Source organism: Pseudomonas sp. LS1212, from assembly GCF_024741815.1.
In the GTDB taxonomy this organism is placed as follows: domain Bacteria; phylum Pseudomonadota; class Gammaproteobacteria; order Pseudomonadales; family Pseudomonadaceae; genus Aquipseudomonas.
This window is the reverse complement of the sequence record NZ_CP102951.1, coordinates 1,565,001-1,581,411: the sequence shown is the minus strand read 5'-3', so window position 1 is coordinate 1,581,411 and position 16,411 is coordinate 1,565,001. Positions and strand designations below refer to the sequence as shown.

Genomic DNA, 16,411 nt, shown 5'->3' with positions numbered 1-16,411 from the left:
CAGAGTACTCGCTCTAATTTATCTGGTTCTTATTCTTGGGAAAGCGCACGTGCACCACGACTGCCAACCAGTACCAGCGAACCATCGCCGGCCATGATGGCGCCGGCTACCGGTGACTGGTTTTGCTGCGCCACCAGCTGCAGTCGCGCACCCTGCGCCTGGCTGACCAGCATGTGCCCGGCCTGGGTGAAAAGCCGGTAGCGGCCGTCGGCGCCCACCGTGGCGGCGGTGATGTTGACCTGCAGGCCTGTATCCAGCGGGTTCCAGCTGGAGCCGCCATCAGTGCTGCGAAACACATGGCCGCGCAGGCCGTACGCCAGTACTTCGCCAAGCTTGCCAACAACACCGAAAAAGCTGCCCTGATAGTGTGTCTGGAGGGCCATGAAGCGCTGGTGGGCGTCATCCCACTTGAGCAGCAGGCCTTGTTCTCCGGCGATGTAGAGCGCATCACCAGTGGAGGCGATGGCGTTTAGGTGAAAACCCTGCGGGTTATCGGTACGGTCCTGAAAGGGCGTCCAGTGCTGGCCGCCGTCTTCGGTACGCAGGATCAGGTTGAACACACCGACCACGTAGCCGATTTTGTCATTGGCGAACCAGACGTCGAGCAGCGGCTTGTCGGCGCCATCCTCGATCAGCCGCTGGCCTTCGGAGGCAAGCTGGACCCATTGTTCGCTGGCAGGCTCGGCACTGGCCAGCGCATCGTAATGCTTGACCAGCAAGGCACCGATCTCACGGCCATCGAGCTGTTTGCTCCAGGTCGCGCCGGCATCACTGCTGTGCAGCACCACGCCATCGTTGCCGACCGCCCAACCTTGCATAGCTGAAGGAAAATACACGGCATTGAGGTCGGCGCTGACCGGTACGCCGGCCTGCTGCCAGTGCTTGCCGGCATCATCGGTATAAAGAATGTGCCCACGCTGGCCGACGGCGACCAGACGCTCTCCCGCACGGGCGGTGTCCAGCAAGGGGCTGTGTACCGCCAAGGCACTGGGCCTGGCCGGCAGGTCGAGCACGTCAACGTAGCTGGCCGCCTGAGCGATTCCCTGCAACAGTGCCAGCGTGGCGCCCAACGCCAGCTGCACGCACTTCTTGAACGAACACATACGGCGTCCTCTTGAGGAAACTGCGCCGGGGGCACACAGCGTGCGACCCGGCGTTGAAATCAGGCACCCTGGACCCTCGGCCACCACACCGACAATGGACCGAGCAGGCGCCTTGTCACATTGTGCTTAGCGAATGCCGGCGCCCGCCAGGGACTCCGGCGACCACTGCGCCTTGGACAGCGACTCGATGTAGCGGATGCCACCGTAAGGGCCTACCACGCCGTTGATGTTGTAGGAGCCGCCGATCAGGTCGTAGATCATGAAGGGCGTGGAATCCGGAACCTGCTTGTCATAGCTCTGGCTGAGGAAGGCGAACGAGCCACGGTAGAGCTGGCCACGTGCGTCGTATTGGTCGGAGGCCAGAGCAGCCCAGCTGTCTTCATCCAGGTAGAAGCGGCGCTTCTGGTAGACGTGCCGTGCGCCGGCCTTGAGGTTGCCCTCTACGACCCAGATGCGGTGTTTCTCCCAGCGTACGAAGTCGGGTGCAAGATGGTTGGGGGTGGTCAGGGCCTTGGGATCCTGGGCGTAGGTCAGCTTGTAGGTGTTGTAGGGCACGATCATTTCCTGCTTGCCGACCAGTTTCCAGTCGTAGCGATCCAGTGCGCCGTTGAACACGAAAACATCGTCGTAAGTGCCCGCACCTGCGGTACCGGGGTTAGGCGTGTCATAAGCCAGATTGGGTGCCAGCTTGACCCGACGCTGGCCAGGCAGGTACTGCCAGGCGCGGCGCGGCTGCTCCAGCGGGTTGGCAGCGTCCTTGAGCATGATCGCCTCACCGGCGCGGCGCGCGGGGCCGGTGTAGTACAGCTTCATCTGGTAGTACACGTCAGCGCTGCTGATCGGCTGCGACAGGTTCTCGTAGATCGGGTAGGTGATGAACGCTTGCCCCGTAGTTGCCAGGCTCGGCACGCCGGCCGAGTCGACGTTCCAGGAATCGTACTTGGAGTTGATGTTGACCCCCTGGTAGCGCAGCAGGAAGTTCCACATCGCCTCGCTGCCCGATTGCGGGATCGGAAACGGCACGCCGGGCAGTACGTTGTCGATGGCCAACCCGCCTTCAAGGGACTTGGCGCCGTTGGCATTCTTCAGGCTGTTGTCCAGCACCGCCTGCGGCAGTGCGACGGTGCGATGGGTCGGGTAGACGTCGACACGAAAGCTTTCGAAGCGCTTGGCCAGCTCCACCGTGGTGGCAGTGAGCATGCCCTTGTACTGATCGACGTTCTTGCCATTGATCACCAACAGCGGTTTTTCGCCGGCAAAAGGGTCCGGGCGCATGCTGTCGCCGGCCTTGAAGCTTGCCGGGGCCGTGGTCAGGCCGCCGGCATAGGCGGGAATGGAACCATCGGCGTTAGCGGCCTTTTCGGCGCCCACCAGGGTCAGGCTGCTGCCCAGTTTGGCCGCATCCTGCGCCGGTACGGCTGCCTGTGCTTGAGCGGCAACGATCATGGCCAGGGAAGCGGCCAGCAGAGTTTGCGTGAATTTCATTTTTGTTTTTCTCCTGCTTAATTGCTAAGCAATGGGTGAATCAAAAGGTGGTTTTCAGCGTCAGGTACAGGGCGCCACGGTCTTCGGTGGTCGCACCGCCGCCCGAGAAGGCTGAATAGCCACCGGCGTAGCACGCATAGTTTTCATTACCGCTGAAGGCGTTCGGCGTGGAGCCATCGCCACTTCCAGAATTTGCAGCGCCGCCACCAACACCGCTGACATCGCACTTGTCCGCCTTGCCGAAGGCGTCCACGTACTTGAGGTCGACAAAGTATTTGTTGTAAACCGCAGCGCCGATGCCGACCGCATAGTTGCCGGTATCTTCCGCGCCACCGCCGGACACGGGTGAAACGCCGTCCAGCCCCACGTTGACGGACATCGGCATGCTCATGTCCACACCCGGGAACACCTGGTACCAGGTCGGCGTGAAGTTGACCGCGATGCCCCAGTTGTCCCGGGTCGGTGCATCGATGCCGCGGTAGCTGCTCTTGCCCTTGTAGAGCGCCTCGTTCTTGCTATCGAGCTTGAGCAGGTTGCTGTAATACAGCTCGGTGAGCAGCACGGCCGAGTCGAACAGCGGCGTCTTGGGAATGGTCATCAGGCCGTTGATCGTCCAGTGCAGCGTCTCGCCGGTGGCGCTCATGCTGTCGCCTTTTTCCGGGGTGTCGTAGACGATACCGGTGGCAGCCGTACGAGGAGGCAACAGGTCCAGACCGTTACCCAGACTCAACGGTGAGGTGGAACTGAGCACGGCCGGGATACTGGCCAGCGGCATGTTGTGACGGATGTTCAAGTCACTGCCGACGCTGATGCCGGCGATATCCTTGGACAGGCTCAAGCCAAAGACGTCAATGTCGTCGCCATAGGCCAATTGATACGTGGCGGTGCTCAGCGAGTTCAGCGTGTTGACCACCGCCGGCCCCATGCCCGCTGGCGGCGTACCGTTGGGATTGGCCGAACTCAAGCCAGTGCCGTTCAGCCAGGCCTGCGGCAGGATGTCCGAGGTCTTGCGGTAGTAGACACCCAGGGTTCCGTCCAGCCACTGCGGCGACCACTTGGCCATCACGCCCCAGTCACCGTGCTTGTCCGGTTTCAGATCATGGCCACGACGCACATTGGTCAACGCATTGCATGGCGCCAGGCCACAACCCAGCGGGCTTCCAGGGATCACGGCATTGGTGTTGCCGAGCAGGAACGATTGCGCGCCGAAACCCAGCAGATCGGAACCGCCATAGTAGGTACCGGCCTCAGGCAGGCGGGCGGCATTCCAATCCAGGAAATACTGGGCACCCACGGTCAACTCGGGATTGACGGTGAAGGACATCGAAACCTGGTTGCGCGGGACGAACAGTTCCTTGGCCTCGGTACCGGGCGAAGCCGCCAGCTTGGCCAGGTCAAGGCCGGACTGGCCATAGCTGATCGAATGCACCGGGTTCAGAATCGTCTCGCCCCAGAACACATTGTGTTGCCCGGCCTTGGCACTGAACAGGGACTCTTCACCCACTTCGGTGCTGTAGAACACGAAGGCATCGAGAATCTCGCCGGAGGGGCCGGTGTAATAGCGCTGGGCGTAGTTGCTCAGGTGGGGGCTGCCATTGCCGACATTGTCCCCGGTGACTGGAGCAAGACGTGGGTCGTTGGCCACCAGGCCCGAGGTTTCGCCATTGCCGTTGACGAACGGATTGGAATTGGAACCGGTGTTTTCATACGCCTTGTCGTACCAGCTGGCGGCACTGACGCGAAAGCCCATGCTGCTTTGGTAGACCACATCCATCTCGGTCAACAGGTCAATACGGTTGGTGATATTGGTCCCGGACTTGCGGAAGTTGTAGTCGCCGTCGTTGTTGTTCGGCGTCCCCAGCATGCGTTTGTCGGCACTTTCGGTGCGCACGCCATAGTTGTACTTGACGGTGTTGTCCAGGCGCACGGACCAGTCAGGGTTGCCGGTTTCGAATTCGAAACCATGGGCAGCCGGAATGGAGGCGGCGAGAATGGCCAACGCCAGCAGACTGCGGCGCGAGGGTGTGTGGCTATGATTCTTATTGTTATGCATTACGCTGTCTCCGCCTTTTTGTACTTGTTTTTAAGCGCAGCCGTCCTTGCGCAAACCCGGTGAAAGGGCTGCGTTTTTCAGCAGTTAGTGTAGTTGCCGGACGCTTGCGTCCAGGCAGGTACCTGACTAGCGATCCAGTTCCAGGATGAGTGCTTCGGCCTGCGGCCAGTGGCCAAAGCCCGAAGCCGGGTTGAGGTGGCCGACTTCACCAAGATTGACCAATTCGCTGTCCCAGCCGCGGGCCATGCGGGTGACGGACTCCAGGCTGGCCAGATGATCGTTGCTGCTGCCGGCGACTATGCTGCGAAAAGGCAGCGCGCCTTTGGGCAGAGGATCCCAACCATTGGCACGCAGGGTTTCAGGGGTCGGATAACCTTGCGGCCAGCTGGCATCGAGGTCGGGCGGCGCGGCCAGCAGAGCGCCCTTGATCGGGCGGCTGTGCCTGGCAGCCCAGTGCGCCACCATCAGCACACCGGCGCTGTGTGCTACCAGAATCACCGACCCTTCGATCTGCGCGAGTTCGTGCTCGATGGCCCGGACCCGGGCGGCGCAGTCGAGCTTGTCGGTCTCAAGCGGCGGCACGCTGTGCACTTTGCTCAATCTGGCCTCAAGCAGCGTTTGCCAATGCTCGGCAACATGCTCGCGCAAACCCGGTACGATCAGAACGGTTGCGGCAGTTTGTAGTTTGTCCACTTGAACACCTTCGCCTTCTCGATGACTCGACTGGCTGATGCGCCAGAAGCTTTTTGTAGTACCGACATTAAAGAGCCCCCATCCCGTGCGCTTTTCATTTGACGTCAGCCGCTTTTCTTTTGATGACACCCTGCAAATTGCCCTGATCCGATACCAAACAGTGGAACCAGAAACTTTTCATTTCATGACTTGCTGGATATAGTCAGCCACGCTCATTTCCACCGGAACCACTCCAGGAAACGCCATGACAAAGCTCGTTCGCGCCGCCGTCTTGACCAACTACCTTGAAGTGGCCCAGTACCTGGGATTGAACTCACAAGCCCTGCTGGCCGATGTCGGCCTGAGCAAAGCCCTGTTGCAAACCCCCGAGCACCGTATTCCCATCGACGCAGCGGTGCGCCTGCTGGAAAACTCGGCCTCTGCCAGTGGTTGCCAGTTCTTTGGCCTGAGCATGGCCGAGTCGCGTCAGCTCTCGGACTTCGGTGTCGTCAGCCTGCTGCTCACCCACCAACGGACGCTGCGCGACGCGCTGCAGGTGTTGGTGCATTACCGCCACCTGATGAACGATTCATTGGCAATCTTTATCGAGGAAGCAGGCAGGATGGTGATCATCCGCGAGGAAGTGGTCACCGAGTCGCCAATGCCCTGCAGGCAAGCCAATGAGCTGGCCATCGGCGTGATGTTCCGCCTGTGCGCCGCCCTGCTCGGTACGCACTGGCACCCCTACAGCGTCAACTTCACCCACCAGCCCCCCGATAACCTGCAACTGCATCGCCGGCTGTTTGGGTGCAAGCTGGAGTTCGGCAGCGAATTCAATGGCATTGTCTGCCCCGACGCCAACCTGGACATGGCCAACCCCCATGCCGACCCAGGGATGGCACGCTACGCCCAACGCTACCTCGACTCGCTGGAGAGCAGCGAAGGGCCGTCGATCCTGTTTGAAGTACGCAAAGCCATCTACCTGCTGTTGCCGATGGGACGCGCCACCATCGAGCAGATCGCCCAGACCCAGGGCATGAACGTGCGCACCCTGCAGCGTCGCTTGAAAGAGGACGACTGCACCTTCAATGACCTGATAAACGAAGTTCGCCGCGATCTGGTGCTGCGCTACCTGGAGAACCCGGGTTATTCGTTGGGGCGTATTGCCGATATGCTGGGCTATTCCATGGCGAGTTCCTTTACACGCTGGTTCATCAGCCAGTTTGGGATGCCGCCTGCCTCTTGGCGCAGTGCGCAAAAAACACACACGCTTAAGAGCGACAGCTGAACAAAAAGGCTCTTCACAGAATTCCGGAGTCTGGCGCTGCTGGTCTATGTAGCCGCTGCTGAAGGCTCGATGCGCCGCCGCGACGCTCGCGCGCGTTAGCGGGCACAAAATCTCAAGACCGCCGGGGAGCCCCTGCGAGACTCCAGCGCAGCCTGCGGCAGCGGCTACAAGAGTTCGGCGTACTACGGTCGGCGTAGCCGCTGCCGCCAGGCTGCGCTCGCCTGCGAAGCAGGCGCAAGATCTCAAGACCGTCAAGGAGCCCCTGCGGGACTCCAGCGCAGCCTGCGGCAGCGGCTACAGAAATTTGCAACGCCCATAAAAAAACGGGCAGCTGCCGTCACAGCCGCCCGCAAAGGAACCGTCGCTTGTGGCCCCGGTCGAGCGCCCCACTACGCCATGGAGTCAACGTAGTGCGGCTGTGCTAGCGCAAGATTGTGCAGCTTTTGGCTGCCAGGGTTTACAGCCCCCAGTGCAACAACAGCAGCACCAGGGCGACGAGGAATACCGTTTCCCCCACCATCAGCAGGATCGGCTTGATGCCGACCGCAGCGAGCTCCTTGAGCTGGGTCTTCATGCCCAGTGCACTGATGGAAACCACCAGGCTCCAGCGCGACAGTTCGTTGATCGAGCCCTGTACCGCCGGTGCCACCCAGCCGGTACTGTTGACGCAGGCCAGAACCAGGAAGCCGACGGCGAACCAGGGCAGCAGCGGCGGCCGTTTGCCGGTCGGGTCGGCGCCTTGCATGCGGGTGATCATGGCGGCACAGAGGATCACCGGCAGCAGCATGGCGACGCGCATCAACTTGACCACCGTGGCCGTATCGCCTGTCTCGGTCGACATGCTGTAACCGGCACCGACCACCTGGGCGACATCATGGATGGTCGCGCCAAGGAACACCCCGGCGACTTGCGGCGACAGCTCGAACCAGTTGGCAATCATGGGGTATACGATCATCGCCGCAGTAGACAGCGCCGACACGCCGATCACGGTGAACAGCGTGGCGCGCTCTTTCTGCGGGTGGTTGGGCAGCGCCGCCGCCAGTGCCAACGCGGCCGATGCACCGCAGATCGCGGTGGCCCCGCCAGTGAGCATACCGAACAGGCGCTGGAAGCCCAGGGCCTTGGCCGCTACCACCGAGATGCCAATCGTCACCACCACCAGGATCACCACCAGGGCCAACGGCTTCCAGCCGAGCGCGGCGATCTGTTCAAGGGTGATGCGCATGCCCAGCAGGGCTACCCCGATACGCAACACGGTACGCGCGGTGAACTCGATGCCAGCCTTGCAACTGCTGTCGCCGGAGAGAAAGTTCAGCGCCATGCCAAGCAGCAGGGCGAACAACATGACCGGTGCACCATAGTGTTCGGAGAGGAAGGTCGCCGCCGCCGCGACGATCAGGCTGACGATAAAACCGGGCGCCAGTTCGCGCGCTCGGCTATGGATGCTGGTGAGAGCAATGGCGCTCATGGCGCGGACTCCTCTGGGGCGATAACGATGAATGCCTGGCCGTCGACGACCTCGACCGGGTAGTTGGCGACCTTGAGCTTGGTCGAGTTGAGCAGGTAGCCACTGGACAGGTCGAAGCGCAGGCCATGGGCACAGCACTGAATCACCCGTCCATCGAGGCGCCCGCCGCAGAGCGAGGCGCCCTGATGCGGGCAGCTGTCGTCGATGGCATAGAGCGCCCCATCTACGTTGAACAGCGCCACGCTCCTGCTATCGAATTCGAAGAGCGTGCGGCCCCCGGCCTGCGGGACTTTGTCGGCAGGCACTTTTACACGCGGGCTCATGACGGCTGCTGCTCGGGTTCGCTATGCAGCAGCGCTTCGCACATCGCACTGAGCAGCACTTCGGCAGGCTGTGCCCCGGCTATCGTCAGGTGACGGTTGAAGCGGAAACAGGGCACGCTGCTGACGCCTCGTGTTGTGCTGCCGACAAAGGGGCTGGCGTCACCCCGCAAGCAGTCGGCCACGGCCGCGCGGTCGAAGCCGCACGACTCGGCGATGGCCAACAAGGTGGTACTGCAACCCAGGTCCTCGCCGTCATGGAAGTAGGCGGCGAACAGGCGCTCGAGCAAGTCGTCACGCTGCGCCGGGGTGCCAAGTGCGGCGGCACGCTCCAGCAGGCGATGGGCATCGGCGGTATTGGGCATCTTGCCAATCGCGCTCAGGTCGATGGACAGTCCAACCGCCGCGGCGGCCTGCTGTACCTGGGCCTGGCGCTGGCGCACGGCCTCGGCGCTACCCAGTCGATTCAGGTAGAACGCGGCGAAGGGCTCGCCCCGCGCCGGCAGGTGTGGCAGCAACTGAACACCCTGCCACGCCAGTTCAACCTCGACATCCGGCTGCCGGGCGCGCAACTGGGCCAGGGCGCGCTCCAGTTGGCGCTTGCCGATCAGGCACCAGGGACAGATGAAGTCGAAGAACACATCGATACGCAAACTACGACTCACGATTTCACCTCGAACGCCGCTCCGCTGGCCGTGTCATTGACGCACTCACCCTTCAGGCGAGCAATATCGTTGTGGTAATGGTGCCTGGCATAGAAGAACACCGCCGCCGCCGCGATGCTGACCAGGGGCACCAGCTGGAAGGCTGCGTGCAGGCCGATGGCATCAGATACCCGGCCGGTGATGAACGGCCCCGGGGCCAGGCCCAGCATGTTGTTGGCCAGCGTCAGCGTGGCGAAGGCAGTGCCGTGGACCGAGTAGTGCGTCAAGTTGGCAACCATGGCCCCGGCAGGGCCGGTGGTGCCTGCGGCAATCAGCATCCCCAGGCAGATCAACGCCAGTTGCGCGGGCCCGGCCGACAGGGCGAACGCCAGCGACAGCAGCAGGCAGCTGCCCAGGCAGTAAGCGATGGCCAGGGCGACCTTGCGCTCTGGCGATTGGCGACACAGACGGTCGCTGAGCATGCCACAGAGAATCATCCCCGCACCGCTGCACAGCACAATGATCGCCGCTACGCCACCGGCCTTGTCGGTACCCATTTCGTAGTAGCGATTCAGGTAACTGGGCATCCACACAATCACGGTGCCGCCGACGAACAGCTGCAAGCCGCTGCCGACATAGGTCGCGATCACCGAACGGCTGGAAAACAACGTGCGCAACGGTCGCTTGACCGCTGCTGCGGCCTTGTTCGCCACCTTTGCAGCACGCTGCGGGGCGATGCGTGCCTCCTTGACGATAATCGGATAAAGCACCGCCAGCAGCAGGCCGAACAGCGCCATACCGGCGAACGACCAGCGCCAGCCGAGCTTCGCGGCAATCGCACCGCCCAGGGCCATGCCCAATACCGACCCGAACATGCCGCCGGCCATGAAGGCACTGGCGAGCGTTGCACGCATGTGCTTGGGAAACACGGAGATCACCACCGCGATGCCGACGCTGCCGTACGCGGCCTCGCCGACGCCGACCAGGAAACGGGCGATAAACATCTGCTGGTAGTCCTGCGCCAGGGCGCAGCCAAGGGTGGCCAGGCTCCACAGCAGCGCCATCAGCGCCAGGCTTTTGACCCGACCGAAGCGATCGGCCATCAGCGACAGGGGAATCGTCAGTAGACCGACCATCAAGGCGACAATGCCGCTGAGCAGGCCAAGTTGGCCGTCGCTCAACACCCACTCGCTCTTGAGCATCGGGAACACGGCGTTCAACACCTGACGCGACATGTAGTCGGAAATCAACAGGCCGAAAGTCAGCGCGAAGACGATCCAGGCGTAACGGCGCGCAATACCGACAGAGGTATGCTCATCATCGTCTGCTGTGCTGGGGTGAAAGGCCATGCTGCCTCCTCGGAGCTTTACTGCTATTTATTGTTATAAGGCTAGTCGAGCTTGTTCCCATGAGCGGGGCGAGAAGCCGTCAGCCCCCCGCCCCACTTCCGATCAACCGCGCTGGGGCACGCCTTTCTGACCGGCCTTGCGGTTCGGCGCCATGCCGTTGGCCAGCAGCGTTTCTTCGATGCTTTGATACTGAACGCCGATGCGGTAGATCTCGCGCGCTTCCTTGCCGGTGGCGATTTCGCGACCCAGTTCATGGGCGACGCGCACGGTCTGCTCGATCTGTTGCACGGAGGTGAAGCGCTTGCCTTTCTGGTCGATGATCGTGTCTTCGATACCCACCCGTGGGTGCATGCCCATGGCCAGTGCCATGGTGTTGAACGGCAACACGTTCTTCAACAGCGATTCGGCCGTCACGGTGCAACCGTCCGGTGCGCGGTGGATGAAATTGAAGAAGTTGAACGGATTGGGGCCATCGAAACCACCACCGATGCCGATCCAGGTCAGGTTCAGCGGGCCCATGTAGACGCCCTTGCGCACCAGGCGCTCGAGGGTTTCCATCGCATGCATGCCGGTCAGTTGGAAATGCGGCTGCACGCCCGCCGCCATCAGGCGACGCAAGTGCTCTTCGACCCAGGCCGGGCCGGCCGGCACGGTCATTTCGCTGTAGGCGGCCTGATAGGCCGGGTTGGCCAGGGAAGTGCCTTCCAGATATTCCGGATAGAGCAACTCCATGATGTTCATTTGGGTGGTGTTGATGGCCACGGTGACCTGGTCTGGCTTGGGCGTCAGCTCAGCCAGCATGTGGCGGGTGTCGTCGCTCAACCACTTGGCCGCTTCGCCATCGCTTTCGGGTGCGAAGGAAATCGAACCACCGACCTGGATGATCATGTCCGGCACGGCTTCACGCACCCCGGCAATCAGTTCGTTGAACTTGGACAGGCGCTTGGAGCCCTTGCCGTCCAGTTCACGCACGTGCAGGTGCAATACGGTGGCACCGGCATCAAAGCAATCGACCGCTTTCTGCACCTGCTCGTCCATGGTCAGTGGAATGTCTTCGGGGAAGTCTTCCGGCATCCACTCCGGGCCGTACGGAGCGACGGTAATGACCACCTTCTCCATGTTTTCGGGGTGCAGGGAATCGTCGAAAAATTGCATGAATTACTCCTTTTATTATGATTGTCCGCCCGGCGGGGTTTGCCGGAACGGGCGGATGTATGCGTGCAGCTGGGGCTGTTCAGTAGCGGTTTTCAGTAAGTCTTGTCGCCCATGATGCCGGCGCGCTCCATCTTGCGATGGCAAGGCGGGTAATCCATTACGGCGTAGTGCTGGGTGCTGCGGTTGTCCCAGATGGCGATGCTGTTGGGCTTCCAGCGCCAGCGCACTTGATACTCGGGGATGTATGCCTGGCTGATCAGGTAGCGCAGCAGGTCGGCCGCGCCCGGGTTGGCGTCCTGGCCGAAGCGCACGCGATCGGGGGTATGGTAGTTACTGATGTGGGTGGTGAAGGCATTGACGAACAGCACCTTCTCGCCGGTTTCCGGGTGGGTGCGCACCACCGGGTGCTCGGCGTCCGGATACTGGGCCTTGAGCGCGAGGCGCTTGTCGATCGGCATGGCCGCGCCAAAGCTCGCCTCGATGCTGTGGCGGGCGCGCAGTTCGGCGATCTTCACCTTCACGTCATCGGGTAGACGCTCGTAGGCCACCGCCATGTTCGCCCACATGGTGTCGCCCCCCACCGGCGGGCACTCCACGCAACGCAGTACACAGCCCATGGGCGGAGCTTCGCGCCAGGTGGCATCGGTGTGCCAGGCGTTCTCGTAGCGGTCCATCGGCTGGTCCGGGTTCTTGTAGATGCGCACCAGGCCCGGGTGCTCCGGATCACTGCCGGCCACCGGGTGATCCTCCAGCTCGCCGAAGCGGCGGGCGAAGGCCACGTGCTCGGCGCGGCTGATGTCCTGGTCGCGCAGGAACACCACTCGATGCTTGAGCAACTGGGCCCGTATCTCGGCGAAAAGGCCGTCGTCATGGAGGGCGTCGGCGAGGTTGACGCCGACCAGTTCCGCGCCGATGTTGCTGGCCAATTGTTCGACTTTCATGGCAGGTGGCTTCCTTAAATGACGAAAATCGACGAGCCCGTGGTCTTGCGCGACTCCAGGTCACGATGGGCCTGCACCGCGTCCTGCAATGCGTAGTGCTGGTTGATCTCGATCTTGATCCGGCCGCTGCCGACATGGTCGAACAACTCGCCGGCCAGGGCAGCCTTCTCTGCCGGTTCGGCGATATAGTCGGCCAGGGCTGGGCGGGTCAGGAACAGCGATCCCTTCATCGCCAGCAGCACCGGGTCGAAGGCCGGGATCGGACCGGAGGCAGTCCCTACGCAGACCATCAGACCGCGGCGCTTGAGCGAATCCAGAGACCCCATGAAAGTGTTCTTGCCGACGCTGTCGAACACCACATTGACGCCAACGCCGTCAGTCAGGTCGCGAACGCGCTGGGCGACGTCTTCGTGGCTGTAGTTGATGACGTGGTCGCAGCCATGGGCCCGGGCGATTTCGCCCTTGGCTTCGGTGGACACGGTGCCGATGACTGTCAGCCCAAGGAGCTTGGCCCATTGCGAGACGATCAGACCGACACCACCCGCGGCGGCGTGCAGCAGAATGCTGTCGCCGGCCTTGAAATTGTAAATGCGGCGCATCAGGTACGATGACGTCAGGCCGCGCATGGTCATGGCCGCTGCGGTCTCGAAACCGATGGTTTCCGGCAGTTTGATCAGGGGCGCGGCCGAGATCAGACGCTCGGTGCTGTAGGCACCCAGGGTGTTGAGAAAGCCGGTGTAAGTGACGCGGTCGCCGACCCCCACATGGGTCACGCCTTCGCCCACTGCCTGCACCACGCCGGATGCCTCGACCCCCATGCCGTTGGCGAGCGGGATCGGGTAGGTGCCATTGCGAAAGTAGGTGTCGGCATAGTTCAGGCCGACAGCCACATGACGAAGACGAACCTGACCCGGGCCGGGATCGCCAACCTCGACGTCTTCATAGCGAAGGACTTCGGGACCACCGGTTTCGTAGAAGCGTACGGCTTTGGCCATGCCTGTTTTCTCCAATCTGCGATTTTGGCGTAGTGCGCCGTTTTGTTCTGATTGGACTGACTGTATGACGCAGGCTGACGGGACGCTTCTCATCAGACGACAACGGCTTTTCATTTCGTGACAAGCCCGGTGCCGTTGAGAACGCCTGAGCCTGGGGCTGCCATGCACCGCGATGCTGGAACCGACAATGACTGCGGCTCAGCGGATCAAATTTTCCTCTGCGCAACAGACGCTACATAATGCGCCGGGCAAGTACCCGGGCAAGCCAAAACCATCGAGGTAAAAAACAGAGTGAAGCTCTCCGACGGCAGGCTGCTGACAGGCATCGAGCTGGATCGCACCCGTTCGGTTCCACTGTATCGCCGGCTCTATCTGCAAATCCGTCAGCAAATTCTCGCGGGCCGGTTGCTGGGAGGCACTCGCCTTCCCTCGACACGCACCTTGTGCAAAGAACAGGCGTTGTCTCGGATAGAACAGCCTTGGCAACATGACTTCGCAGCAACTCCAGGACTTTTCCCGCAAAGCCTTGGCGCTGGGCCTCGATGTTCATCTGGAGATCAGCAGCACGCGCAAAGAGGATGTCGACCAGGTAATCGCCATTGCCAGGGCGATAGGCACCCGCAACATCCGTGTCTATTCACGCTATGAAGGTCACCTCTCGCGGGTCATGGACCTTATCGAGTCCGACCTGCATTACCTGGCCCAACAGGCCGACCTGCACGATCTGTACTTCGACTTCGAGCAACACGAAGAACAGCCACTACCGGCACTGCAGGCGCTGGCTCCGAATATCTGCCAGGTCCATCTGAAAGGCGTTCGCATCGTCCCCGAGCAAAACGGTTTCGGCCATTACGGTGTGCTGCAGGGCAGCGCCGAGGATGACTTGCCCGGTAAGGGGCAAAACGGTATCTACAGCGTCGGTGTCGCCTGGAGTTTTTGCGGGGCAAAAACAAAACCCCATCTGCTTACGCAGATGGGGTTTCGGAATTTAATCTTGACGATGACCTACTCTCACATGGGGAAACCCCACACTACCATCGGCGATGCATCGTTTCACTGCTGAGTTCGGGATGGGATCAGGTGGTTCCAATGCTCTATGGTCGTCAAGAAATTCTGGTGCCAGGCCGTCTTTCGACGTCTTGGCGAATCGGGTATGTGATGATTTGTGCGTCGCAAACTTTCGGTTCGTTTCGTCTTCACTACCGCAATTTGGCCCTGCTCTTTACAGGAGCAGCAAATTGCTTGGGTGTTATATGGTCAAGCCTCACGGGCAATTAGTATTGGTTAGCTCAACGCCTCACAGCGCTTACACACCCAACCTATCAACGTCGTAGTCTTCGACGGCCCTTCAGGGAGCTCGAGGCTCCAGTGAGATCTCATCTTGAGGCTAGTTTCCCGCTTAGATGCTTTCAGCGGTTATCTATTCCGAACATAGCTACCCGGCAATGCCACTGGCGTGACAACCGGAACACCAGAGGTTCGTCCACTCCGGTCCTCTCGTACTAGGAGCAGCCCCTCTCAAATCTCAAACGTCCACGGCAGATAGGGACCGAACTGTCTCACGACGTTCTAAACCCAGCTCGCGTACCACTTTAAATGGCGAACAGCCATACCCTTGGGACCGGCTTCAGCCCCAGGATGTGATGAGCCGACATCGAGGTGCCAAACACCGCCGTCGATATGAACTCTTGGGCGGTATCAGCCTGTTATCCCCGGAGTACCTTTTATCCGTTGAGCGATGGCCCTTCCATACAGAACCACCGGATCACTAAGACCTACTTTCGTACCTGCTCGACGTGTCTGTCTCGCAGTCAAGCGCGCTTTTGCCTTTATACTCTACGACCGATTTCCGACCGGTCTGAGCGCACCTTCGTACTCCTCCGTTACTCTTTAGGAGGAGACCGCCCCAGTCAAACTACCCACCATACACTGTCCTCGATCCGGATAACGGACCTGAGTTAGAACCTCAAAGTTGCCAGGGTGGTATTTCAAGGATGGCTCCACGCGAACTGGCGTCCACGCTTCAAAGCCTCCCACCTATCCTACACAAGCAAATTCAAAGTCCAGTGCAAAGCTATAGTAAAGGTTCACGGGGTCTTTCCGTCTAGCCGCGGATACACTGCATCTTCACAGCGATTTCAATTTCACTGAGTCTCGGGTGGAGACAGCGCCGCCATCGTTACGCCATTCGTGCAGGTCGGAACTTACCCGACAAGGAATTTCGCTACCTTAGGACCGTTATAGTTACGGCCGCCGTTTACCGGGGCTTCGATCAAGAGCTTCGCGTTAGCTAACCCCATCAATTAACCTTCCGGCACCGGGCAGGCGTCACACCCTATACGTCCACTTTCGTGTTTGCAGAGTGCTGTGTTTTTAATAAACAGTCGCAGCGGCCTGGTATCTTCGACCGGCATGAGCTTACGCAGTAAATGCTTCACCCTCACCGGCGCACCTTCTCCCGAAGTTACGGTGCCATTTTGCCTAGTTCCTTCACCCGAGTTCTCTCAAGCGCCTTGGTATTCTCTACCCAACCACCTGTGTCGGTTTGGGGTACGGTTCCTGGTTACCTGAAGCTTAGAAGCTTTTCTTGGAAGCATGGCATCAACCACTTCGCGCTCTAATGAGCACTCGTCATCAGCTCTCGGCCTTGAACCCCCGGATTTACCTAAGAGTCCAGCCTACCACCTTAAACTTGGACAACCAACGCCAAGCTGGCCTAGCCTTCTCCGTCCCTCCATCGCAATAACCAGAAGTACAGGAATATTAACCTGTTTTCCATCGACTACGCTTTTCAGCCTCGCCTTAGGGACCGACTAACCCTGCGTCGATTAACGTTGCGCAGGAAACCTTGGTCTTTCGGCGTGGGTGTTTTTCACACCCATTGTCGTTACTCATGTCAGCATTCGCACTTCTGATACCTCCAGCCAGCTTCTCAACT

Annotated in this window: 12 protein-coding genes, 2 rRNA genes and 1 pseudogene (1 of these 15 running past the window's edge); 2 read left to right on the top strand and 13 right to left on the bottom strand. The window is 60.7% G+C overall.

Going from position 1 to position 16,411, the window contains the following annotated elements; all coding sequences use genetic code 11:
• Positions 1 to 29: 29 nt before the first annotated feature.
• The 4 genes from NVV94_RS07415 to NVV94_RS07400 form a co-directional block, all read right to left on the bottom strand.
• Positions 30 to 1,103: a YCF48-related protein gene (locus NVV94_RS07415; RefSeq protein WP_258446561.1), complete on the bottom strand. Its 1,074-nt coding sequence runs from the start codon at positions 1,101 to 1,103 to the stop codon at positions 30 to 32.
• Between the two features lie 126 nt (positions 1,104 to 1,229).
• Positions 1,230 to 2,588 (bottom strand): DUF1329 domain-containing protein, encoded by a 1,359-nt coding sequence (locus NVV94_RS07410; protein ID WP_258446560.1) that lies wholly within the window; start codon positions 2,586 to 2,588, stop codon positions 1,230 to 1,232.
• A 40-nt stretch (positions 2,589 to 2,628) separates the two neighbouring features.
• On the bottom strand, positions 2,629 to 4,641 hold the full coding sequence (locus NVV94_RS07405; RefSeq protein WP_258446559.1) for a DUF1302 domain-containing protein: 2,013 nt from the start codon (positions 4,639 to 4,641) through the stop codon (positions 2,629 to 2,631).
• 126 nt (positions 4,642 to 4,767) lie between these two features.
• Positions 4,768 to 5,334 carry an alpha/beta hydrolase gene (locus NVV94_RS07400; RefSeq protein WP_258446558.1) on the bottom strand — a complete coding sequence of 189 codons (567 nt, stop codon included), beginning with the start codon at positions 5,332 to 5,334 and terminating at the stop codon, positions 4,768 to 4,770.
• A 244-nt stretch (positions 5,335 to 5,578) separates the two neighbouring features.
• Between NVV94_RS07400 and NVV94_RS07395 the strand changes: the two genes are divergently transcribed.
• On the top strand, positions 5,579 to 6,601 hold the full coding sequence (locus tag NVV94_RS07395) for an AraC family transcriptional regulator (protein WP_258446557.1): 1,023 nt from the start codon (positions 5,579 to 5,581) through the stop codon (positions 6,599 to 6,601).
• Positions 6,602 to 7,058: 457 nt separating this feature from the next.
• Here NVV94_RS07395 and NVV94_RS07390 read toward each other — a convergent pair whose 3' ends face one another.
• The 7 genes from NVV94_RS07390 to NVV94_RS07360 all read right to left on the bottom strand — a co-directional run bounded on the left by NVV94_RS07390 (position 7,059) and on the right by NVV94_RS07360 (position 13,473).
• Positions 7,059 to 8,069, bottom strand: coding sequence for a YeiH family protein (locus NVV94_RS07390; protein ID WP_258446556.1), 1,011 nt, complete (start codon positions 8,067 to 8,069; stop codon positions 7,059 to 7,061).
• Positions 8,066 to 8,392: a Rieske 2Fe-2S domain-containing protein gene (locus NVV94_RS07385; RefSeq protein WP_258446555.1), complete on the bottom strand. Its 327-nt coding sequence runs from the start codon at positions 8,390 to 8,392 to the stop codon at positions 8,066 to 8,068. The genes NVV94_RS07390 and NVV94_RS07385 overlap by 4 nt, the downstream gene beginning before the upstream one ends.
• A complete protein-coding gene (locus tag NVV94_RS07380) occupies positions 8,389 to 9,054 on the bottom strand; it encodes a DsbA family oxidoreductase (protein WP_258446554.1) in 666 nt (221 codons plus the stop codon). Before NVV94_RS07380 ends, NVV94_RS07385 begins: the two co-directional genes overlap by 4 nt.
• On the bottom strand, positions 9,051 to 10,382 hold the full coding sequence (locus tag NVV94_RS07375) for an MFS transporter (RefSeq protein WP_258446553.1): 1,332 nt from the start codon (positions 10,380 to 10,382) through the stop codon (positions 9,051 to 9,053). Before NVV94_RS07375 ends, NVV94_RS07380 begins: the two co-directional genes overlap by 4 nt.
• Positions 10,383 to 10,484: 102 nt before the next feature.
• Positions 10,485 to 11,537 (bottom strand): 3-keto-5-aminohexanoate cleavage protein, encoded by a 1,053-nt coding sequence (locus NVV94_RS07370; RefSeq protein ID WP_258446552.1) that lies wholly within the window; start codon positions 11,535 to 11,537, stop codon positions 10,485 to 10,487.
• A 92-nt stretch (positions 11,538 to 11,629) separates the two neighbouring features.
• Positions 11,630 to 12,478, bottom strand: a complete 849-nt coding sequence (locus NVV94_RS07365; RefSeq protein WP_258446551.1) for a TauD/TfdA family dioxygenase — start codon at positions 12,476 to 12,478, stop codon at positions 11,630 to 11,632.
• A gap of 14 nt (positions 12,479 to 12,492) precedes the next feature.
• The gene (locus tag NVV94_RS07360; protein WP_258446550.1) at positions 12,493 to 13,473 is read right to left on the bottom strand and encodes a quinone oxidoreductase; all 981 of its coding nucleotides are present in this window, start codon (positions 13,471 to 13,473) and stop codon (positions 12,493 to 12,495) included.
• Between the two features lie 472 nt (positions 13,474 to 13,945).
• Between NVV94_RS07360 and NVV94_RS07350 the strand changes: the two are divergent.
• Positions 13,946 to 14,362, top strand: a pseudogene (locus tag NVV94_RS07350) (xylose isomerase); the annotation flags it as partial.
• Positions 14,363 to 14,465: 103 nt separating this feature from the next.
• On the opposite strand, the gene rrf reads toward NVV94_RS07350, so the two are convergent.
• Together rrf and NVV94_RS07340 are read right to left on the bottom strand one after the other, a co-directional pair.
• Positions 14,466 to 14,581 (bottom strand): 5S ribosomal RNA (gene rrf / locus NVV94_RS07345).
• A gap of 145 nt (positions 14,582 to 14,726) precedes the next feature.
• A 23S ribosomal RNA gene (locus NVV94_RS07340) occupies positions 14,727 to 16,411 on the bottom strand; it runs 1,207 nt beyond the window's last position.

Excerpts from the sequence above, each read along its gene's own strand:
- NVV94_RS07410 (WP_258446560.1), bottom strand. The coding sequence starts at position 2,588 with ATGAAATTCACGCAAACTCTGCTGGCCGCTTCCCTGGCCATGATCGTT.
- NVV94_RS07395 (WP_258446557.1), top strand. The coding sequence starts at position 5,579 with ATGACAAAGCTCGTTCGCGCCGCCGTCTTGACCAACTACCTTGAAGTG.
- NVV94_RS07390 (WP_258446556.1), bottom strand. The coding sequence starts at position 8,069 with ATGAGCGCCATTGCTCTCACCAGCATCCATAGCCGAGCGCGCGAACTG.
- NVV94_RS07405 (WP_258446559.1), bottom strand. The coding sequence starts at position 4,641 with ATGCATAACAATAAGAATCATAGCCACACACCCTCGCGCCGCAGTCTG.
- NVV94_RS07385 (WP_258446555.1), bottom strand. The coding sequence starts at position 8,392 with ATGAGCCCGCGTGTAAAAGTGCCTGCCGACAAAGTCCCGCAGGCCGGG.
- NVV94_RS07365 (WP_258446551.1), bottom strand. The coding sequence starts at position 12,478 with ATGAAAGTCGAACAATTGGCCAGCAACATCGGCGCGGAACTGGTCGGC.
- NVV94_RS07375 (WP_258446553.1), bottom strand. The coding sequence starts at position 10,382 with ATGGCCTTTCACCCCAGCACAGCAGACGATGATGAGCATACCTCTGTC.
- NVV94_RS07415 (WP_258446561.1), bottom strand. The coding sequence starts at position 1,103 with ATGTGTTCGTTCAAGAAGTGCGTGCAGCTGGCGTTGGGCGCCACGCTG.
- NVV94_RS07360 (WP_258446550.1), bottom strand. The coding sequence starts at position 13,473 with ATGGCCAAAGCCGTACGCTTCTACGAAACCGGTGGTCCCGAAGTCCTT.
- NVV94_RS07370 (WP_258446552.1), bottom strand. The coding sequence starts at position 11,537 with ATGCAATTTTTCGACGATTCCCTGCACCCCGAAAACATGGAGAAGGTG.